This is a genomic window from Frigoribacterium sp. CFBP 8751, assembly GCF_014841545.1.
GTDB lineage: Bacteria > Actinomycetota > Actinomycetes > Actinomycetales > Microbacteriaceae > Frigoribacterium.
Genome location: NZ_JACYUB010000002.1, coordinates 76,882 through 96,430, shown reverse-complemented (window position 1 = coordinate 96,430; position 19,549 = coordinate 76,882). Strand labels below are relative to the sequence as shown.

At 72.2% G+C, this 19,549-nt stretch carries 21 protein-coding genes, 1 tRNA gene and 1 pseudogene; 10 read left to right on the top strand and 13 right to left on the bottom strand.

Features of this window, described 5'->3' with window-relative positions:
* The first annotated feature begins 28 nt into the window (after positions 1-28).
* Together IFT88_RS06350 and IFT88_RS06345 are read left to right on the top strand one after the other, a co-directional pair.
* Entirely contained in the window at positions 29-1,219 is a 1,191-nt protein-coding gene (locus tag IFT88_RS06350) for an ROK family transcriptional regulator (RefSeq protein ID WP_043592938.1), read from the top strand.
* Between the two features lie 89 nt (positions 1,220-1,308).
* On the top strand, positions 1,309-2,043 hold the full coding sequence (locus tag IFT88_RS06345) for a YqaJ viral recombinase family protein (protein ID WP_249408866.1): 735 nt from the start codon (positions 1,309-1,311) through the stop codon (positions 2,041-2,043).
* Here IFT88_RS06345 and IFT88_RS06340 read toward each other — a convergent pair.
* The gene (locus IFT88_RS06340; RefSeq protein ID WP_157485352.1) at positions 2,025-2,666 is read right to left on the bottom strand and encodes a Pr6Pr family membrane protein; all 642 of its coding nucleotides are present in this window, start codon (positions 2,664-2,666) and stop codon (positions 2,025-2,027) included. The genes IFT88_RS06345 and IFT88_RS06340 overlap by 19 nt on opposite strands.
* Positions 2,667-2,795: 129 nt before the next feature.
* Between IFT88_RS06340 and IFT88_RS06335 the strand changes: the two genes are divergently transcribed.
* A complete protein-coding gene (locus tag IFT88_RS06335) occupies positions 2,796-3,782 on the top strand; it encodes an NADP-dependent oxidoreductase (protein WP_446718823.1) in 987 nt (328 codons plus the stop codon).
* A 42-nt stretch (positions 3,783-3,824) separates the two neighbouring features.
* Here IFT88_RS06335 and IFT88_RS06330 read toward each other — a convergent pair whose 3' ends face one another.
* The 6 genes from IFT88_RS06330 to IFT88_RS06305 all read right to left on the bottom strand — a co-directional run bounded on the left by IFT88_RS06330 (position 3,825) and on the right by IFT88_RS06305 (position 7,445).
* The gene (locus IFT88_RS06330) at positions 3,825-4,361 is read right to left on the bottom strand and encodes a GNAT family N-acetyltransferase (protein WP_192119597.1); all 537 of its coding nucleotides are present in this window, start codon (positions 4,359-4,361) and stop codon (positions 3,825-3,827) included.
* Between the two features lie 124 nt (positions 4,362-4,485).
* Positions 4,486-5,175 (bottom strand): 50S ribosomal protein L1, encoded by a 690-nt coding sequence (rplA, locus tag IFT88_RS06325; protein WP_043592944.1) that lies wholly within the window; start codon positions 5,173-5,175, stop codon positions 4,486-4,488.
* Positions 5,176-5,275: 100 nt separating this feature from the next.
* Positions 5,276-5,707, bottom strand: coding sequence for a 50S ribosomal protein L11 (gene rplK / locus IFT88_RS06320; RefSeq protein ID WP_043592945.1), 432 nt, complete (start codon positions 5,705-5,707; stop codon positions 5,276-5,278).
* Positions 5,708-5,816: 109 nt separating this feature from the next.
* Positions 5,817-6,911 carry a transcription termination/antitermination protein NusG gene (gene nusG, locus IFT88_RS06315; protein ID WP_192119595.1) on the bottom strand — a complete coding sequence of 365 codons (1,095 nt, stop codon included), beginning with the start codon at positions 6,909-6,911 and terminating at the stop codon, positions 5,817-5,819.
* Between the two features lie 95 nt (positions 6,912-7,006).
* On the bottom strand, positions 7,007-7,288 hold the full coding sequence (gene secE, locus IFT88_RS06310) for a preprotein translocase subunit SecE (RefSeq protein ID WP_043592949.1): 282 nt from the start codon (positions 7,286-7,288) through the stop codon (positions 7,007-7,009).
* 84 nt (positions 7,289-7,372) lie between these two features.
* A tRNA-Trp gene (locus IFT88_RS06305) sits at positions 7,373-7,445 on the bottom strand.
* Between the two features lie 231 nt (positions 7,446-7,676).
* Here IFT88_RS06305 and IFT88_RS06300 point away from each other — a divergent pair.
* From IFT88_RS06300 to IFT88_RS06280, 5 genes are all read left to right on the top strand, one after another.
* Complete coding sequence (locus IFT88_RS06300; protein ID WP_056225453.1) at positions 7,677-8,879, top strand: pyridoxal phosphate-dependent aminotransferase; 1,203 nt, start codon at positions 7,677-7,679, stop codon at positions 8,877-8,879.
* Between the two features lie 100 nt (positions 8,880-8,979).
* On the top strand, positions 8,980-9,900 hold the full coding sequence (locus IFT88_RS06295) for an ABC transporter ATP-binding protein (RefSeq protein WP_192119593.1): 921 nt from the start codon (positions 8,980-8,982) through the stop codon (positions 9,898-9,900).
* Complete coding sequence (locus IFT88_RS06290) at positions 9,897-10,706, top strand: ABC transporter permease (protein WP_043592951.1); 810 nt, start codon at positions 9,897-9,899, stop codon at positions 10,704-10,706. Before IFT88_RS06295 ends, IFT88_RS06290 begins: the two co-directional genes overlap by 4 nt.
* 74 nt (positions 10,707-10,780) lie before the next feature.
* Positions 10,781-11,998 (top strand): sensor histidine kinase, encoded by a 1,218-nt coding sequence (locus IFT88_RS06285; protein WP_192119591.1) that lies wholly within the window; start codon positions 10,781-10,783, stop codon positions 11,996-11,998.
* An 80-nt stretch (positions 11,999-12,078) separates the two neighbouring features.
* The gene (locus IFT88_RS06280) at positions 12,079-12,705 is read left to right on the top strand and encodes a response regulator transcription factor (protein ID WP_342212113.1); all 627 of its coding nucleotides are present in this window, start codon (positions 12,079-12,081) and stop codon (positions 12,703-12,705) included.
* Between the two features lie 22 nt (positions 12,706-12,727).
* Here the strand turns inward: IFT88_RS06280 and IFT88_RS06275 are convergent, their stop codons facing one another.
* The 3 genes from IFT88_RS06275 to IFT88_RS06265 are packed head-to-tail and all read right to left on the bottom strand — an operon-like array spanning position 12,728 to position 14,702.
* Positions 12,728-13,819: a UDP-N-acetylmuramate dehydrogenase gene (locus IFT88_RS06275; RefSeq protein WP_342212085.1), complete on the bottom strand. Its 1,092-nt coding sequence runs from the start codon at positions 13,817-13,819 to the stop codon at positions 12,728-12,730.
* Positions 13,816-14,247: a MaoC/PaaZ C-terminal domain-containing protein gene (locus IFT88_RS06270; RefSeq protein WP_055971310.1), complete on the bottom strand. Its 432-nt coding sequence runs from the start codon at positions 14,245-14,247 to the stop codon at positions 13,816-13,818. The genes IFT88_RS06275 and IFT88_RS06270 overlap by 4 nt, the downstream gene beginning before the upstream one ends.
* The gene (locus IFT88_RS06265) at positions 14,244-14,702 is read right to left on the bottom strand and encodes an FAS1-like dehydratase domain-containing protein (protein WP_192119587.1); all 459 of its coding nucleotides are present in this window, start codon (positions 14,700-14,702) and stop codon (positions 14,244-14,246) included. Before IFT88_RS06265 ends, IFT88_RS06270 begins: the two co-directional genes overlap by 4 nt.
* 215 nt (positions 14,703-14,917) lie before the next feature.
* On the opposite strand from IFT88_RS06265, the pseudogene IFT88_RS17070 reads away from it, so the two are divergent.
* Positions 14,918-15,136, top strand: a pseudogene (locus IFT88_RS17070) (DUF3072 domain-containing protein); the annotation flags it as partial.
* A 297-nt stretch (positions 15,137-15,433) separates the two neighbouring features.
* Positions 15,434-16,336: a UbiA family prenyltransferase gene (locus tag IFT88_RS06255; RefSeq protein ID WP_192119586.1), complete on the top strand. Its 903-nt coding sequence runs from the start codon at positions 15,434-15,436 to the stop codon at positions 16,334-16,336.
* 78 nt (positions 16,337-16,414) lie between these two features.
* Here the strand turns inward: IFT88_RS06255 and IFT88_RS06250 are convergent, their stop codons facing one another.
* The 3 genes from IFT88_RS06250 to IFT88_RS06240 are packed head-to-tail and all read right to left on the bottom strand — an operon-like array spanning position 16,415 to position 19,462.
* Positions 16,415-17,578, bottom strand: coding sequence for an FAD-dependent oxidoreductase (locus tag IFT88_RS06250; protein ID WP_192119584.1), 1,164 nt, complete (start codon positions 17,576-17,578; stop codon positions 16,415-16,417).
* A complete protein-coding gene (locus IFT88_RS06245; protein WP_342212084.1) occupies positions 17,565-18,347 on the bottom strand; it encodes a class I SAM-dependent methyltransferase in 783 nt (260 codons plus the stop codon). Before IFT88_RS06245 ends, IFT88_RS06250 begins: the two co-directional genes overlap by 14 nt.
* The gene (locus tag IFT88_RS06240) at positions 18,344-19,462 is read right to left on the bottom strand and encodes a type III polyketide synthase (RefSeq protein ID WP_056225444.1); all 1,119 of its coding nucleotides are present in this window, start codon (positions 19,460-19,462) and stop codon (positions 18,344-18,346) included. The genes IFT88_RS06245 and IFT88_RS06240 overlap by 4 nt, the downstream gene beginning before the upstream one ends.
* Positions 19,463-19,549: the final 87 nt, after the last annotated feature.

Below are 19,549 nucleotides of genomic sequence, written 5' to 3'. Positions count from 1 at the left end.
TCGTCGAGGCCTGTGGTTTACTGCTGCCATGTCCGACACGACGCGGTCGTCCGCCCTCGGCAGCACGGGAGCCAGCGAGATCTTCCAGCTGCTCCGCGACGGCGCACCGCGCACCCGGGCCGAACTCGCGGCGATGACCGGCCTCGCCCGGTCGACCATCGGTCTGCGACTCGACGTCCTCGCCGAGCTCGGTCTCGTCGGCCCCTACGCCGACGCCGTCTCGACCGGCGGCCGCCCGCCCTCGCGCGTGGCCCTCGTCCCCTCGGCCCGCGTCGTCCTGGCCGCCGACTTCGGAGCGGGCCACGTCAACCTCGCCCTGACCGACCTGATGGGCGTCGAACTGACCAGCGACCGTCGCCTGATCGACATCGCCGACGGGCCCGAGACGACCCTCGGCGGCATGGTCACCGGGGCCGATGCCCTCCTCGACCGGCTCGGTCGCACCCGCGACGACCTGATCGGCGTGGGCATCGGCCTGCCCGGCCCCGTGCAGTTCAGCACGGGACGACCGGTCAACCCGCCGATCATGCCCGGTTGGGACGGCTTCGACGTGCCGGGGTGGGTCAGACGCCACCTCGACGTGCCCGTCCTCGTCGACAACGACGTCAACATCATGGCCCTCGGCGAGCGCAGCCACGCGTGGCCGGGCACCGACCACTTCCTGTTCGTCAAGGTCGCCACCGGCATCGGCTCGGGCATCATCTCCGGTGGTCGCCTGCAGCGCGGTGCCCAGGGCATCGCGGGCGACATCGGCCACGTGCAGATCCCGCGGGGGGCCGGCGTCGTCTGCCACTGCGGCAACGTCGGCTGTCTCGAGGCCGTCGCCTCGGGCCCGGCCCTCGCCCGCTCGCTGCGAGCCCTCGGCCACGACTGCGAGGGGGGCCGCCAGGTCGTCGAACTCGTCCGGGCCGGCAACGTCGACGCGGTGCAGGCCGTGCGGCAGGCGGGTCGCGACCTCGGCGAGGTGCTGACCGCCTGCGTCAACATGATCAACCCCTCGGTCATCGCGATCGGCGGCTCGATGGCGCAGGCCGGCGAGCACCTGCTGGCGGGCGTGCGCGAGGTCGTCTACCAGCGCTCGATGCCGCTCGCGACCGAGCACCTGAGCATCGTGCCGTCCCGGGCGGGCGACCGGGCGGGGCTCATGGGGGCGAGCATGCTCGCCATCCACCACGCCCTCTCCCCCGCCGCCATCGACGAACTCGCCGCCGCCGTCTGACCTCCCGCACGCGGCGCGCGCCTCCTGGTCCGCGACACGAGGAGGCGCGGGTGTCGTCCCCACGCCCGTCGCGAGGGACAATGGTCACCATGACCGTCGTCCAACCCATGCTCGCCCTGTGGGACGACGACGAGCCGGCGACCCCCGCCGCGCCTCCTGCGCATCTGACGCGCGTGCTGGCCGACTCGTCGGACCGCATCGCGTGGCTGCGGGCTCGCAGCCAGGGCATCACGGCCACCGACGTCGCCCGGCTCTCGAGCCCGCGAGCCGTGCAGGCCGTCGTGCTCGACAAGCTCTACGGCAACGGCTTCGGCGGCAACGCCTACACCGACCACGGGCGGGCGCGGGAGCCCGAGATCGCCCGGTGGGTGCTGCAGCGGCACGGCATCGAGTCCAGCCAGAAGCTCTTCCACGCCGCCGGTCAGCGCCGCCACCTGGCCACTCCCGACGGCGTGACCGTCCGCACCGACGGGACCGTCGAGCTCTGCGAGATCAAGACGACGAAGAAAGCGTGGTCGTCGATCCCCCGCTCGTACCTGCGTCAGGTCGCGTGGCAGCAGTACGTGCTGGGTGCCGAGCGCACCCTCGTGGTGTGGGAGCAGCACACCGACTTCGTTCCCGTGCACGGCGACCCGCAGTGCCGCTGGGTCGAGCGCGACGAGGACGAGATCCACCGTCTCGTGGCCCTCGCCGACCAGGTGCTCGACACCCTCGCACGACAGGCGCCGGTCGACCCGTTCGCGCCGGGCGGCCGAGCGTCGGCGCCCCCACCGCCCGACGCCTACGAGGCCTACGATCCCCCGCCCTACGATCCGTTGCGCTGAGTCACGCGCCGATCCGGGTCGACGAGGCGCAGGCGCGACGCCGCCACGACGAGCGCCCCGATCAGGGCGACCGCGACGGCGATGCCCACGCACCAGAGCGCCACGACGCCCCCGCCGAGGGTCGCCACGTCGAGGAAGGGGTACGGCACGAAGTCGGCGCCCCGGGCCAGGACGACGACCACCCAGATCAAGGGGAAGGCCAGGAACTGCCACAACCGCCGCCAGGGCTGGCGGTCGCGGTCGGCGAAGAGCACCCAGTCGAGCACGACGTAGAGCGGGATCACCCGGTGGAACACGTTGCTCGCCCACCCCACGGTGTACGGGTCGTTCGAGGGCAGTCCCGCCAGCAGCAGGTTGAAGACCAGCCCGGTCAGCGCGATGTACGTGGTCGCCGCCGCCCGCACCGCGACCGTCCACCGGGGCGGCGTCGTCCGGCGCAGCACCGTGAACGCGCCGATCGCCAGGGCCAGCAGCACGATGAGGTTGCTCTGGATGGTGAAGTACCCGAAGAAGTCCACGAATCGGTACCCCGGGTCGCGCAGGCTGTTCTCCCACTGGGCCACGACGGCGACGAGGACCGCGACCGCAGCCGCGACGCGCAGGACGGCGACCGATGCTCTCATGCCCACACCGTACCCATCATCGTTTCCCTCTCGGTGACACCCGCGAAACACGGGTGACTCATCCGTCCCGTTGACTGACCTGACCACCGCGCCGGAGCCACGGCGCACACGAGCCGACAGGGGCCGCCGATGGACACGACGATGCAGACGACGATGCGGGCGATGGTGATCGAGCGGACCGGCGGGCCCGAGCAGCTCGTCGCCGCCGACGTGCCCTACCCGCGACGGGTCAACGCCGAGGTGCTCGTGCGCGTCGTCGCCGCCGGCGTCAACCGCTTCGACCTGGAGACCCGGGCCGGTCGCGGCGACAGCGACGCCATCCCGGCGTTCCCGGCCGTGCTGGGCCACGACTTCAGCGGCGTCGTCGTCGAGACGCCCTATGCGGCGCATCCGTTGAGTCCGGGTGACGCCGTCTACGGCATGGCCCCGTGCCCGCGCTCCGGTGGCAGCTACGCCGAGTACATCAGCGTCCCGTCGCTGTCGGTGGCCCGGAAGCCCACCACCCTGTCGCACCTCGAAGCCGCCGCGGTGCCCCTCGCGGCGCTCACGGCCTGGGGGATGGTCGTCGACGTCGCCAAGGCCCACGAGGGCCAGCGCCTCCTCATCAACGCCGGCGCGGGCGGGGTGGGGCACTTCGCGGTGCAGTTCGCCTCGTACTTCGGCGCACACGTCGTCGCGACCGGCTCGCAGGCCAACTCGGCCTGGCTGCGCGAGCTCGGCGCCGCCGAGGTCGTCGACTACGGCGCGGCCGACGTCGACCGCAGCGTCCGCCAGGTCGACGTCGTGATCAACCTGGTCGACGACGACGTCGAGGCCGATCGATCGCTGAGGCTGCTCCGCCCCGGAGGACTCGCCGTCCACGCGCCGCTCTCCTCGGGCCCCGCCTTCGCCGAGAAGGCCGCCCAGGCCGGCATCCGGTCGACCGGGTTCGCCGTCTCCCCCGACGGAGCCACGCTGGCGGTCATCTCACGACTGCTCGACTCGGGTGACGTGCGGGTCTACGTCGACGAGGTCTACGACCTGGTCGACGCCCGTGACGCCCACACGCGCCTCGAGCGCTCGCACACCCGCGGCAAGCTCGTGCTGCGTGTCGCCGACGACACCGAGGCCGCCTGACCCGGCTCCTGGAGGGGACGCCGAGGCCCGGCGTGGACGGGCCTAGATCCGACGCTCGAGGACGAAGTCCTGCTGCAGGTCGTCGCCGAGGGCGAAGGTCTTCGTCCCGACCCGCACGAGTCCGTGCTTGGCGTAGAAGCGCAGCGCGCGCTCGTTCTGCTGGTTGACGCCGAGCCACACCGAGGAGGCGCCGGTCGCGCGGGCTGCCTCGAGGGTCGCGGCCATCAGGGTCGAGGCCGCCCCCGTGCCGTGACCCTGCGGCATGACGTAGAACTTGCTCAGCTCGACGGTCGGGCGGGACGAGACGGTCGCCGCGACGTCGGCGTCGTCCGGATCGCCCGCGACCATCATGCTGTAGCCGAGGGCGCCTTGGGCCGTGGGGTCCACGGCCAACAGGACGATGCGGGTGTCGTCGGCGAGGTACCTCGTGAAGGCCTCCTCCGACAGCACCGTGGTGACGACCCGGGCGATGTCGGCGAGGTCCGACCCGGGCGGGCAGGCGAGCGGGAAGGTCACCGCGGCGACCTCGGCGAGCAGGGCGGCGTCGGTCGGGAGGGCGGGGCGCACGGTGACGGTCATCTGCCCATGGTGCCCCACCCGCGCCTCCTCACCCGACCACCGGCCGGATGACGACGACGAAGGCCGCCCCACTCGAGAGTGGGGCGGCCTTCGGGCGACGCGAGGTCTTCGAGGTCGGGTGGACCTAGAAGACGTTGATGTCGAGGGGGATGCCGGGACCGAAGGTCGTCGACAGCGTGCCCTTGGTGATGTAGCGGCCCTTGGACGAGGACGGCTTCAGACGGACGACCTCTTCGAGGGCGGCGTCGAGGTTGGTGTTCAGCTGCTCTTCCGAGAAGCCGGCCTTGCCGATGACGAAGTGCACGTTGCTGTGCTTGTCGACACGGAACTCGATCTTTCCGCCCTTGATGTCGTTGACGGCCTGCGCGACGTTGGGGGTCACGGTGCCGGTCTTCGGGTTGGGCATGAGGCCACGGGGGCCGAGCACCTTGCCGAGACGACCGACCTTGCCCATGAGCTCGGGGGTCGAGACGGCCGAGTCGAACGACGTGTAGCCGCCGGCGACCTTCTCGATGAGCTCGTCGCCACCGACCTCGTCGGCGCCTGCCGCGATGGCGGCCTCGGCGGCCGCACCCGTCGCGAAGACGATGACGCGGGCGGTCTTGCCCGTGCCGTGCGGCAGGATGACGGTGCCGCGCACCATCTGGTCGGCCTTGCGGGGGTCGACGCCGAGCTTCAACGCGACCTCGACGGTCGAGTCGAACTTCTTCGAACCGGTCTCACGAGCGACGGCGACGGCCTCGCTGGTGCTGTAGAACTTGCCTGCCTCGATCTTCTCGGCAGCGGCGCGGTACGCCTTGGACTTCTGAGCCATGTTGGACCTCTTCGTACTGGGGACGTGGTTGCGAGCCTGGCCGGCTCTCCCACTGATGTCAGGGTCGTGCAGGCGGGTCGCCTGCACGAAGGGGTGCTGCTTAGGCGTCGACCGTGATGCCCATGGAACGGGCGGTGCCGGCGATGATCTTCGCCGCGGCGTCGATGTCGTTGGCGTTGAGGTCGGCCTGCTTGGTCGTCGCGATCTCGCGCACCTGGTCCATGGTCAGCTTGCCGACCTTGGTGGTGTGCGGGGTACCCGAACCCTTGGCGACGCCGGCAGCCTTCTTGATGAGCTCGGCGGCGGGCGGGGTCTTCAGGATGAACGTGAACGAGCGGTCTTCGTAGACCGTGATCTCGACGGGTACGACGTTGCCGCGCTGCGACTCGGTCGCCGCGTTGTACGCCTTGCAGAACTCCATGATGTTCACGCCGTGCTGACCCAGGGCCGGGCCGATGGGCGGGGCGGGGTTCGCGGCGCCGGCGTTGATCTGAAGCTTGATCAGACCCGTGACCTTCTTTTTCGGTGCCATTGTTCTTTTCCTTCTTGTGGGGTTCGAGCAGATCGCGGTCGCGACCTGCTCTCCCGGTGGCCCGCGGCGCGGACTCCGGTGATCTGAAAACTTGGGGGGTGTGTGCCCGTCAGAGCTTCGTGACCTGGTCGAAGCTGAGCTCGACCGGCGTCTCGCGCTCGAACAGCGAGACCAGCACGGTGAGCTTGCCGCTCTCGGGCTTGATCTCGTTGATCGTACCGGGAAGTCCGGCGAAGGACCCCTCTTTGATCGTGATCGTCTCGCCGATCTCGAAGTCGACCTCGGCGGGGATGACCCGCTGGGCCTGCTTGCCGCCCTTGACGCCGCCCTTGGCGGGGGCCGGGGTCGTGTCGACCTGGACGAGGCTCTTCAGCATGTTGAAGGCCTCTTCGAAACGCAGCGGCGTCGGGTTGTGGGCGTTGCCCACGAATCCGGTGACGCCAGGGGTGTGCCGGACGACGGACCAGCTGTCCTCGTTGAGGTCGAGACGCACGAGCACGTAGCCGGGGATGCGGACGCGGGTGACGAGCTTGCGCTGGCCGTTCTTGATCTCGACCACGTCTTCCATCGGGACCTCTACCTGGTAGATGTAGTCCTCCATGGTCATCGAGACCATGCGGTTCTCGATGTTCTGCTTCACGCGACGCTCGAAGCCGGCGTACGAGTGGATGACGTACCACTTGCCGGGCTTGCCACGCAGCTCGTAGCGGAAGGCCTCGTAGGGGTCGACCTCGGCGGGCTCGTCGTCCTCGACCTCGGTGGCGGACACGTCGACGTCGACGTCGTCGTGCGCGATCTCGGCGTCGGCGTCCTGGACGGACTGCTCGGCCTCGGCGATGACGGCGTTCGCCGCGGGGGCGTCACCCTCGTCGGCGGCCTGCTCGGCCTCGGAGTCGGCCTCGTCGTCGGTCGCCTCGACGGCGGCCTCGGCCTCGAAGGCGTCGTCGATGTCGAGGGCGTCGTCGACGACGGCGTCGGCCTCGGGGTCGCGCGTCTCGGCCAGCGTGTCGAGGAGTCCGTCGAGGTCGCTCGTGTCGGTCGAACCGGCGTCGCCCTCGTCGACGACCGAGAGGGCCTCGGACTCGGCGGGCTCGACGGCGTCCTCGTCGGCGGCCAGGGTGCCGCCCTCTTGGGCCTCTTCGACCTCGGAGGACTGCTCGGCAGCGGTGGCGAGGTCGATGTCGTCGCGCTCGTTGTCAGGCAAGGGTTCTTCTTTCGATCGGGGTTGTCGGGTGCACGTGCTCGAGGGCACGGGACCCGCTCACGTGGTGCTCGGGGAGTCGGCCGGAGGGTGGCGTGTCAGCTGCCGGTGGGGCCGTTGCCGAAGACGTAGCCGACGCCGGTGCCGAACACCAGGTCGAGCAGGGACACCAGGGCCATCATGATGACCACGAAGACCAGCACGACACCGGTGTAGCTGAGCAGCTCTTTGCGGGTCGGGGTGACGACCTTCTTGAGCTCGGCGATCACCTGGCGGATGAACAACGCGATGCGGGCGAAGGGGCTGCGGCGCGTCGCACCGTCGCTCTTCGCCTTCTCGACGACGTCTTCACTGGGGACGTCAACGTCTTTTCTCGCCACTGTTCCGACCTTCCGAGCTCGGCCCGAGGGCCTGTGTCCGTATCTGTGTGTGATCACCGTGTCATGAAGAACACAGCCGGGCTGCAGGGCGGACAGGACTCGAACCTGCAACCTGCGGTTTTGGAGACCGCTGCTCTACCAATTGAGCCACCGCCCTATGGGATCGACGCCGTTCAGATGACCTCTCGGCCGGACCCGGAGGCCCTGCCTCTCGTAGCCGGCTGTTGGTGAACCGGACTGCAGAGGCGCGCTGAAGCTTGGCGCATTCGATCGCCTCGTCAAGTGTAGGCGAAGCGGGGGGCGCGTGCAAAGCCGGGCCGAACCGCACCCCGAGCCCCGGTCCGGACGGCCCTGTCCGGCCCGATGGCACCCCGCTAGGCTGGCCCGCGTGACCCCGACCGTGCGCCGTCTCTCGTCCCGTATCTCGTCGATCGCCGAATCGGCCACGTTGGCCGTCGACGCGAAGGCCAAGTCCCTGCTGGCCCAGGGCCGACCGATCATCAGCTACGGCCCGGGCGAGCCCAACTTCCCGACGCCCGACCACATCGTCGAGGCGGCCGTCGTCGCCGCCCGCGACCCGCGCAACCACCGCTACTCGGCGGCGGCCGGCCTGCTCGAACTGCGCGAGGCGATCGTCGAGAAGACCCGGCGCGACAGCGGCACGACGGTGTCGACCTCGCAGGTGATCGTCACGAACGGTGGCAAACAGGCCGTCTACCAGGCTTTCCAGGCGCTGCTCGACGACGGTGACGAGGCCCTCCTGCCCGCGCCCTACTGGACGACCTACCCCGAGGCCATCGCGCTGGCCGGCGGCGTGACCGTCGAGGTCTTCGCCGGTGCCGACCAGGGCTACAAGGTCACGGTCGACCAACTCGAGGCAGCCCGCACCGAGCGCACCAAGGTGTTGCTGTTCTGCTCGCCGTCGAACCCGACCGGTGCGGTCTACTCGCGCGACGAGGTCGAGGCGATCGGTCGATGGGCCCTCGAGGCCGGCGTCTGGGTGATCACCGACGAGATCTACCAGAACCTCACCTACGACGGCGTGACGGCCACCTCGATCACCGAGGCCGTGCCCGAACTGGCCGACCAGGCGATCCTCGTCAACGGCGTCGCCAAGACCTACGCCATGACCGGGTGGCGCGTCGGCTGGATGATCGGCCCCACCGACGTGATCAAGGGGGCCGCGAACCTCCAGTCACACCTCACCTCGAACGTCTCGAACGTGTCGCAGCGCGCGGCCCTGGCGGCGCTCACCGGTTCCCAGGACGAGGTCGAGGCCATGCGCGTCTCCTTCGACGCCCGTCGCGGCACGATCGTGCGCGAGCTCAACCGGATCGACGGCGTCGTCACCCCGACTCCCGAGGGCGCCTTCTACGTCTACCCCGACGTGCAGGGCCTGCTCGGTCGCGAGTGGGGCGGGGTGACGCCCACGACGTCGCTCGAGCTGGCCGACCTCATCCTCGAACAGGCCGACGTCGCCACCGTGCCCGGCGAGGCCTTCGGCCCCAGCGGCTACCTCCGCCTGTCGTACGCGCTCGGCGACGACGAACTGCTCGAGGGCGTCCGTCGCCTGCAGCGCCTGTTCGCCTGACCCCACCCGCGCCACCCCGAGGCCGGGTCCACCGATCGGTGGACCCGGCCTCGACCGGTCGGGCCTGGTGCCCGGCGTCGCCACGGCGCACGCTGGTCACATGACCCCCGAACCCGTCGTGCGCGTGCACGACCTCACCAAGACCTACGGCACCGCCACGGCACTGCACGGCCTCTCGTTCGAGGTCGCCGCGGGCGAGACCCTCGGCCTGCTCGGCCCCAACGGCGCCGGCAAGTCCACCACCATCGAGATCCTCGAGGGCTACCGCGACCGGTCCGGCGGCGAGGTGTCGGTGCTGGGTGCCGACCCGCGACACGGCGGTCTCGACTGGAAGGCACGCCTCGGCATCGTGCTGCAGACGTCCGGCGAACAGGGGACGGCCACGGTGCGCGAGCAGATCGCGCACTTCGCGGGCTTCTACCCGAACCCGCGCGACGTCGACGAGGTCATCGCGGCGGTCGGCCTCGAGGCGAAGGCGGGCGCCCGCATCCGGTCGTTGTCCGGCGGGCAGCGGCGCCGCGTCGACGTGGCGCTGGGCGTCGTGGGTGGTCCCGAACTGCTCTTCCTCGACGAGCCGACGACGGGTTTCGACCCCGAGGCCCGGCGACAGTTCTGGCAGCTGATCCGGTCGCTGTCGGACGACGGCACGAGCATCGTCCTCACCACGCACTACCTCGACGAGGCCGCTCAGTTGAGCGACCGCGTCGCGGTGATCGCCCAGGGCCGGCTCGTCGCCCAAGGGCGACCCGACGAGCTCGGGGACGAGGAGGCGCGCACGCCTCACGTCACCTGGGTCGACGAACACGGACGGCACGACGTCCGCACCACCGAACCGGGCGCCCTGGTCGCCGACCTGCACGCCCGCGGAGGTGAACCCCGCTCGCTCGAGGTGATCCGGCCGTCGTTGGAGGACGTGTACCTGGGACTGGTCGCGACCGCCGAGCGGGCAGCGGACGGGACCCCGGACGCGACGGTCGCCGGGAACGGGCACCGCGCCTCCTCGTCCGAGGTGATCTCGTGAGGACCCTCGCGCTCGGCCTGAGCCGCACCCGGTACGAGGTCCGGGGGTACTTCCGGGCCGGCGACACCGTCTTCTTCACGTTCCTGTTCCCGGTGGTGATGCTCGCGATCTTCTCGACGGCGTTCAGCGCGTCGGGTTCGTTCGGCACCCGGCCGGACGGCTCCGAGGTGGGGGCCGCCGCCTTCTACCTGCCGGGCATGATCGCGGCCGGCATCCTGCTGTCGGGCGTGCAGAACCTCGCCGTGGACATCGCCCTCGAGCGCGGCGACGGCACCCTGAAACGACTCTCGGGGACTCCCCTGCCGGTCGGGTCGTACTTCGTGGGCAAGTTCGGCCAGGTGCTCGTCACGAGCCTGCTGCAGGTGGCGCTGCTCGTGCTGGTCGCGCGCGTGGTGTTCGGCGTGCCGTTGCCGACCGACGCCGGGTCGTGGCTGACGCTCGCCTGGGTCTACCTGCTCGGCATCGCGACCTCGGCACTGGTCGGCATCGCCCTCTCCCGCGTGCCCCGCAGCGGCAAGAGCGCCACGGCCGTGATCGTCCCGATCACGCTGGTGCTGCAGTTCATCTCGGGCGTCTACCTGCCGTTCACCCAGCTGCCCGACTGGCTGCAGTCGGTGGCCTCGGTCTTCCCGTTGAAGTGGTTGGCCCAGGGCATGCGCAGCGTGTTCCTGCCCGACACGTTCTCGGCCGGCGAGGCCGGCGGCTCGTGGGACCTGCCCGGTGTCGCCCTCTGGCTGGCGGTCTGGCTCGTCGCCGGTGCCGTCGCCTCACTGCTGACCTTCCGGTGGATCAGGAAGGACACGTGACCCGGGGACCGGCACCGATCCCCGCCGACCGGAGTCGGTCCCGACGAGCGCGGCCTGCCGCTAGCGTGAGCGACATGGACGACACCGGCGAGCGGGCCGAGACCAGGGCATCCGCCCGGTCGGGCACCGCGATCTCGATGCGCTGGTGGGACGCCGGCCTCGCGGTCACCGTGATCGTGATGGTCGTGCTCGCCACGACCTCGTCGAGCGGACGGGTGACGGCGTCCTTCGTCGCCGTCGGCCTGCTGACGCTCGTCTGGTTCGCCCTGGCCCGACCCGCGGTCCGTCGCGACGACGACCTCCTGTCGCTCCCGACCGTCGCCGCGGTCGCCGCCGTCGTGGCCGTGGGTGGCCTCGCCGTCGCCGCCACCCCCGAGCTCGCGGTCGTCCAGGCCTTCCTCATGCCGCTGATCTGGACGCTGCTGCCCGGCACCCGGTCCGCGATCGTCGCCAACGTCTGCCTGTGCGTCGCCATCTCGGTCGGGTTCGTCGTCAGCCTGGGGTGGTCGGCCGAGTCCCTCGCGACGGCCGCCACCAGCGAGGGCCTCTCGCTCGTGTTCAGCATCGCGCTCGGGCTCTGGATCACCACGATCGCCCGTGTCGGGGCCGAACGCGGCCGCCTGCTCGACGAGCTGCGCGAGGCCCAGGCCGAACTCGCCGCCCGCCACCGCGACGCCGGCACGAGCGCCGAACGCGAACGGCTCGCCCGCGAGATCCACGACACGATCGCCCAGAGCCTGACCGGGGTCGTCATGCTCGCCCAACAGACACGGGGCGCCCTCGCGGCCGGCGACCTGGTGACGACCCGCGAACGGCTCGACGTGATCGAGACCGCCGCCCGCGAGGCCCTCACGGAGGCCCGCACCCTCGTCGCGGCGACCGCGTCCGCCGGCCCGGCCGGCACCGACGTCGCGGCGGCCCTGCGCCGCCTCGGCCAGCGCTTCGAGCGCGAGAGCGGCATCGACGTGACGGTCGACGCCGCCGAGGTCGAGCTGCCCCGCGACCTGCAGGTCGTGCTGGTGCGGTGCACCCAGGAGGCGCTGGCCAACGTCCGCAAGCACAGTGCCTCGACGGCCGCTCGGGTCATGCTCACGGCCACGGACGGGACGGCCGTGCTGGTCGTGGCCGACGACGGCACCGGGTTCGACACGGCGGTCGCCTCGACCGGGTTCGGCCTCGACGGTCTCCGCGAGCGGCTCCACCTCTCGGGCGGCCGGCTCGACGTCTCGTCCGGTGCCGACGGCACGATCGTCACCGCGCAGGTGCCCCGGGCGGCGGTGACGGCCTCGTGACCGACGGGCACGCGGACGACGACGCGACGCCGGAGGTCGACAGGACCCCGCCGGCGGGGTCGCCCGTCCACCGCACCCTCGTGGCCGACGACCACCCGATCGTGCGGCAGGGCATCGCCGCGCTCCTCGCCACGACGGACGACTTCGTCGTGGTCGGACAGGCGAGCGACGGCCACGAGGCCGTCGCCCTGGCCGAGTCGCTCGAGCCCGACCTCATCGTGATGGACCTCCGCATGCCGGGACTCGACGGGGTCGAGGCGACCGAGGCCGTCCTGGCGCGACGCCCCTCCACCCGCGTCGTCGTGCTCACCACCTACGAGTCCGACGACAGCATCCTGCGGGCGATCGAGGTGGGGGCGAGCGGCTACCTGCTCAAGGCCTCACCCGAGGACGAGCTGTTGGCGGGTCTCCGGGCCGTGGCCGCGGGGCAGGTGGCCCTCGCTCCTACGATGGCGGCCCGACTCGTCGGCCGGGCGCGCACCGGCGGAGAGCCCGCGCCGCGCGTGAGCCCGCTGAGTCCCCGCGAGACCGAGGTGCTCGCCCTCGTCTCCGAGGGGTGCTCGAACCGCGAGATCGGACGTCGGCTCTTCGTCGGCGAGGCGACGGTCAAGACGCACCTGCTGCACGTGTTCGAGAAGCTCAGCGTCAACGACCGGACGCGCGCCGTCACGCTGGCCCTCGAGCTCGGCCACCTGCCACGCGGCTGACGCGCCGCGCGCGACGGCGCTGCTAGAGCGAGAGGCCGAGGAGGACGGGCTCGGGGTGCAGCAGCACGCCGAACTCGGACTGCACGCGCTGCTGCACGTAGCGGGCGAGCTCGGCGACCTCGTCGCCCGTGGCGCCACCACGGTTGGTCAGGGCCAGGGTGTGCTTGGACGAGACGGCGGCTCGGGAACCGGGCAGCCGGAAGCCCTTGGCGATGCCGGCGTGCTCGATCAGCCAGGCCGCGCTGAGCTTGACCTCGGCGGGCGCCCGGGGTGCGGGGGCGGCCGGCTCCTCGCCGAGCGGCACGACCCGACGCTCGGGTTCGGGGCCGGTCGGCCACCGCGGTGCGTCGGCGGGCAGGGTCGACGCATCGGCCCGCGACACGATCGGGTTCGTGAAGAACGAGCCGCTGGACGCGGTGTCACGGTCGTCGGGGTCGAGCACCATGCCCTTGGCGGCCCGCAGGGCCAGCACGCTCGACCGCACGTCGGCCACCGAGACCCGGGCCCCGAGTTCGACGTCGAGGGCCTTCGCGAGCTGCGGGTACGCCACCTGCTCGCTCGCGCCTCCGTGGTCCGTCAGGGCGAACTCGACCGCCGTGACGACGCCCCGGCGACCCTGTTTGAAGACGCTCGTGCGATAGCCGAGGTCGAGATTGGCCGCGGGGATGCGGACGAACTCGCCGGAGTCGTCGTCGAGGAAGTCGACGGCGACCAGCGTCGAAGCGACCTCTTGACCGTAGGCACCGATGTTCTGGATCGGCGAGGCGCCGGTCGAGCCGGGGATGCCGCTCAGCGCCTCGAGCCCCGACCAGCCCTGCTCGACCGTGTACGCGACGAGGTCGTCCCAGGGCTCGCCGGCGGCGACGCGCAGGTGGACGCGGTCGTCGTCGGAGTCGACGCGCTCGACGCCGCGCGTGGCCACGCGGACGACCGTGCCGTCGAACGGCTCGTCGGAGGCGACCGTGTTCGAGCCGCCACCCAGGACGAACCAGGGGTCGTCGCCGAGCGACGCCTCGCGGACGGCCGCCAGCAGTTCGTCGGTCGTCGTCGCCTCGACCAGGCGGGCGGGCTCGCCGCCCACCTGCATCGTCGTGAGCTCGGCGAAGGTCGTCACGCCAGCGTCACCACGACCTGGGCCTTGCCCAGCACCGTCTGGCCGCCGGAGGAGACGGTCAGGTCGATGCGCGCCGTGCCGGCCTCGTCGTCGAGCTTGCCCACCTTCGCGACGACGACGATCTCGGCCCCGGCGGTCGGGTCGACCACGACGGGACGCGTGAAGCGCACCTGGTAGTCGGAGACCCAGCCGAGCACGCCGGCGTCGTCGCCCGCGCCCTCGAGCCATTCGACGACCGGCTGGACGGCGGTGCCCATCGTGAGCATGCCGTGGGCCAGGACGCCGGGCAGACCGACCTCGGCCGCCACGTCGTCGCGGTAGTGGATCGGGTTGAAGTCGCCCGACGCCCCGGCGTACCGCACCAGCGAGTCGCGCGTCAGCGGGTAGGTCTTCTCGGCCACGACCTGGCCGACCTCGAGGGCGCTCATGCGGCTGCCTCGTCGTCGGCGCGGACGACGAGCGTCGACACCGCGGTGACCACGTGTCGCCCGTCGACGTCGCGCATGTCGGAGGACGCCGTGACCATCGCGTTGCCGCCCAGCGTCTTGACGCTCGTGACGGTCAGGGTCGCCGTGAGCTCGTCCCCCGCGACGATCGGACGGGAGAGCGAGAAGCGCTGCTCGCCGTGGACGACGCGGGAGAAGTCGATGCCCGCGTCGGGTTCGGCGAGCAACTGGGCGAGGGTGGCCTCTTGCACGACGACGGCGAAGGTCGGCGGGGCGACGAGGTCGCCGTGGCCGGCCGCGCGGGCCGCCTCGACGTCGAGCGACAGGGGGCTCGTCGAGCCGGTGGCGCGGGCGAACTCGCGCACCTTCTCGCGGCCCACGAGGTAGGGCGGGGCCGGCGGGAAGACCCGCCCTTGCAGATCAGGGTTCACGGACACGCCGTCGAGTCTAACCAGCGGGGTACGACGCCCGGCCCGGTGTCGGGGGCACGGCGTACGGTCACGTCATGAGCGACGCGAACATCGACCCCGACATCACCCCCGTCGACCCGGCAGCGGCCGAGTCCGACGAGACGACGACCACCGACACGACGAGCACCGAGCAGACCGACCAGGCCGCCACGGCCCGCGAAGAGAACTCGAGCCCCGCACACGGCGAGACCCTCGGCGGCGCCCGCCCCGACGCCGGCAGCACGGCCTCCAAGGACCCCGACGACTGGGTGACCGGCGACGAGCCCATCACGGGCCCGCAGAAGAGCTACCTCGACACCCTCGCCCGCGAGGCCGGTGAAGAGTTGCCCGCCGACATGACCAAGGCCGAGGCCAGCGAGCACATCGACCGCCTCCAGCAGAAGACCGGCCGGGGGGCCTGACGCCCCACGACCCGACGGGGCCCGAGCCGATCCGCGAAAGACGGCTCCGGGCCCCTTCCGATCCACCCGGCGCGGTCGTACACTCCAGTCACGTCTGGGATGGTAACTCGACGTGGGCACCCTCTTTCGGCGCGTGCCGGTACTGATCCACCTGCACCTCGAGCGCCGAGGGTGCGACGAGGTGCATCCGAGTCCTCCCCCGACTCGGGTGCACCTCTTCACGTTCCCGGCCTTCCGCCCGTGGCCGACCGCGGCCGGGGCCGGGGCCGACGGCCCTCGCCCGTCTAGGGTGAGCGGATGACCTCCCCCGAGCCCACGGTCCCCCTCGCCGGCTCCGGACGCCGCGAGGGACCGGCCTCGAGGACCGTCGCCCTGCTGGGGTCCACGCACCCGGGACCGACGGTCGTGGTGACCCTCCTCGCGGTCGTGCTCGGCGCCTCCTCGGGGCTGCCCCTCGGTCGGCTCGTGGTGCTCGCCCTCGCGGTGCTGCTCGGACAGGCCTCGATCGGCTTCGCCAACGACTGGCTCGACGCCGGACGCGACCGCGCCGTGGGGCGCACCGACAAGCCGGTCGCCCAGGGCCGCGTGAGCGTGTCGGCCGTCCGCACCGCCGCGGTGGTCTGCGGAGTCCTGATGCTCGTGCCGTCGTACGCGTTGGGGCCGGCCGCCGGCACGGCGCACCTCGTGCTCGTCGCCTCGGGGTGGGCGTACGACCTCGGGCTCAAACGCACGCCGATCTCGGTGGTGCCGTTCGTCGTCAGCTTCGGCCTGCTGCCGGCCGTCGCGACCCTCGCCGCCGCCCCGCCCGCGCCGCCCGCCGCCTGGGCCCTGGCGGTCGGAGCCGTGTTCGGCGTGGCGATCCACTTCACCAACGTGCTGCCCGACCTCGACGACGACGCGCGCACCGGCATCGTGGGGCTGCCGCACCGCCTCGGACGCACGGTGTCGGGAATCACCGCGTTCGCGGCCCTGGCCGTCGCGGCCGTCCTGCTGCTCTCGGGCCAGCTGGGCGGGGGTTCGTCGACGCCGGGCCTCGCGGCCGCGGTCGTCGGCACCGTCGCGACCCTCGGCATCGCCGCCGTCGGCGTGCGCCTCGTCGTCTCGGGACGCGTCGACCGGACCCTCTTCCGGCTGATCATGGTCGCGGCCGTGCTGCTCGTGGTGCAGCTCGCCCTCAGCGGCGGCACGATCGTCGCCTGAGGCCCCCGCGTCGCGGCGGGCCGGGTCGGGTGGCGTCGGGGCGGGTCCGGTCGGGTCGAGACGGCCGGGTCGGACGGTTCAGGCCCAGCGCATCGCGTAGACCGACGCGAGGACGTGCCGACTCGGAGCCCGCAGCACGGCCCTGAGCGCCAGGTCGCGGGCTCGAGCCGTGCCCCCACCGACGGGCCGACCGAGGGCGGTGTTCCACTCGGCCTGTCGGGCGGCCCGGACGGCGGCGCGGGCGCGGCCTGCCTCGAAGCGGGCGAACGTCGTCGGGTCGAGCACCCGGCCACCCCTCCGCTTGACCGCCACGGCGATCTCCGTCTCGAGCGCGTGCCCGTCGAGCCAGCCGAGGTTCATGCCCTGGCCGCCGATGGGGCTGATCTCGTGGGCGGCGTCGCCGATCAGCACGACCCGGCCGACGACCGTCCGGGTGGCCAGCCGTCGTCGGACGCCGAACGCGCTCGTCATGGTCGAGGTCGTCGCGTCGACAGGCGATCCGGTGCGATCCGACACCAGTCGCGCGACGACGTCCGCGGTCACCGGGGCGGTCGGCCTGCGCTCCGACCCGGTGTGCACCACGAACCGTCGCCGCCCCGCGGGCAACGGGAACGACTCGACCACTCCGGTGCGCTCCAGGTGGATCACCGCGTCGGAGCCGTGGCCGGTCGTGTCGGCGAAATCGCCCATCACGTAGCGGTCGGGCAGGTCTCGGGCCCTGGTGTCGACGCCCAGGGCGGCACGGACGGCGCTGCGCGTGCCGTCCGCCCCGACGACGAACCGGGCGGCGACGACCACCGGGCCCTCGTCGCCGACCCCCTGGACGACCACGTCCTCGTCGCGTTGCTCGAGTCCGACGAACCGCACACCCCTGCGCAGGGCGTCCTCCCGCCGCCTGGCGAGCCCCGTCCGCAACACGGACTCGGTGCGGTCCTGCGGCACGGCGGCGACGAACGGCCAGCGGGACGACGCCCGGTCGAACGGCACGACGCCCATCGTCCGGGTCCCGCTCCGGGCGATCCCCCGCCGGATGCGGACGGCGTCGGCGAGCAGGTCGTCCGCGAGGCCGAGCCGGTCGAACAGGTCGATCGAGGGCGGGTGCACGCCGAGGGCGCGAGAGTGCGCCGGGTCGTCGACCCGCGCCTCCCAGACGACGGCGTCGAGGCCGCGATCGGCCAGCGCGACGGCGAGCATCACCCCGACGGGTCCGCCACCGACGATCAGGACGTCATGCGTCCGCACGGCCGGCACCTCCGGCGCCGTCGGTGCCGATCTCACGGACGAGCAACAGACGGAAGGGCCACTGCCGGACGACGCGCCACCCCCGGGGAGCCACGTCGACCAGCTCGTCGGCGGTGAAGCTCCGGCGGATCGACAGGAGCCCGTCGACGTGGACGAACGACCGGGTCCGCCACGGCCAGGTCGCGGCCCGGTAGGCGAGGTACGCCCCGCGGGCCCGCTCGATGTCGGCGTGCAGCACGAGACGCGTGGCCAGGCGGGAACTGTCGTCGAGCACGGCCGCCCGGGCCTCGTCGTCGAGGTGGTGCAGGACGTGGTTCGACACGACCACGTCGAAGGTCTCGCCCGCCGCGACGAGCTCGGTGCTCGACGCCCGCCGGAACTCGACACCGGGCGGGACGGGGCGCGACACCGCGAAGGCGTGGGCCCGGTCGTCGGGGTCGACGGCCACGACCTCGAGCGCGAGGCCGTCCCGGCGGGCCCAGTCGGAGAGGGCTCGGGCCAGGTCACCACCGCCGGACCCGAGGTCGAGCAGACGCGTCACCTTCTCGGCGGACAACACGGGGCGCAGGCGGCGGAGGTACACCCGACGCCATCCCGCGACGAGACCGTTGACGACGGGGAACGCTCGGTAGGTGGCGTCGAGCAGCCCGAGGTCGCATCCCGGGTCGTCCATCAGCTCGACGAGGTCGACCCCGCGTTGCGACAGGTCGGGCCACCAGGGCGGCCGCACCGCGATCGACGCAGCCGAGGAGGTGCGGATCGCGCTCACGAGACCGCGCGTCGTGTCATCAGCGCGGTCTCGACGGTCAGCCCGGGGCCGAACGCCATGGCGCCCACGCGCTGCGACGGCGCGGCGGGCCCGCCCAGGAGCTCGGCGAGGATGAACAGGACGGTCGCGCTCGACATGTTGCCGTAGTCGCGCAGCACATCGCGTGAGGGCGCCAGGTGGGCGTCGGTGAGCCCGAGCTGCTGTTGCACGCGGTCGAGGATGCTGCGCCCGCCCGGGTGGACGGCCCAGAGGTCGACGTCGCCGACGCCGACGCCGCCGGCCTCGAAGAGCGGTGCCAGGGCCGAGTCGATGTGCAGCTCGATGATCTGCGGCACGTAGCTGCTGAGCACCATGTCGAAGCCCAGGTCGCCGATGGTCCACGCCATGTCGGTCTCGCCGACCGGGGTGAGCACGGTCTCGAGCACGTCGAGGTCGAGCACGACGGAACCCGACGGCGCCGGGCGCGCGGTCACCACCGCGGCGGCCGCGCCGTCGGCGAACACGGACGAGGCCACGATCGAGTCAGGGTCGTCGGAACTGCGCAGGTGCAGCGTGCAGAGCTCGGCGCAGACGACGAGCACGACCGCCTCCGGGTCGGCGAGGCAGAAGTCCCGTGCCGCGGCGAGGGCCGGGAAGGCGCCGTAGCAGCCCATGAAGCCCAGGTGGTGGCGACGGGTCGACGGCGACAGTCCGAGGCCCCGCACGAGCAGGTAGTCGGGCCCGGGGGCGAAGAAGCCGGTGCACGACACGCTGATCACGTGGGTGACGTCGTCGGGGCCCAGGTCCGGTGCCCCCGCGAGGGCGGCACGAGCGGCGTCGAGGAAGAGCTCGGGCGACCGGTCCACGTAGACCTGGTTGCGCGCGCCCGTGCCGGGTCGGAGGATCTCGTTCGACGCGGCGTCGTAGAACGTCGGCTCGCCCTCGCGCGGTCGCCGGTCGAGCTCGTCGACGACGGTGTGCCGGGTCTCGATGGCCGAGGCGCCGAACGCGGCCCCGACGATGCGCTGCCCGAGACGGCCGAGGCCGGGCTGGGTCGCGAAGATCTCGCGCACGTCGTCTTGTCGGATGATGGTCGGGGGCACCGCGGTGCCGATGCTGCGGATGCTCACGGCCATGCCTCATCGTAGGCCCGGCACCTGGGCACAGCGCACCGGTCGCGTCGCGATGGACGAGGACGATCGGCGGACGACCACCGAGGGTAC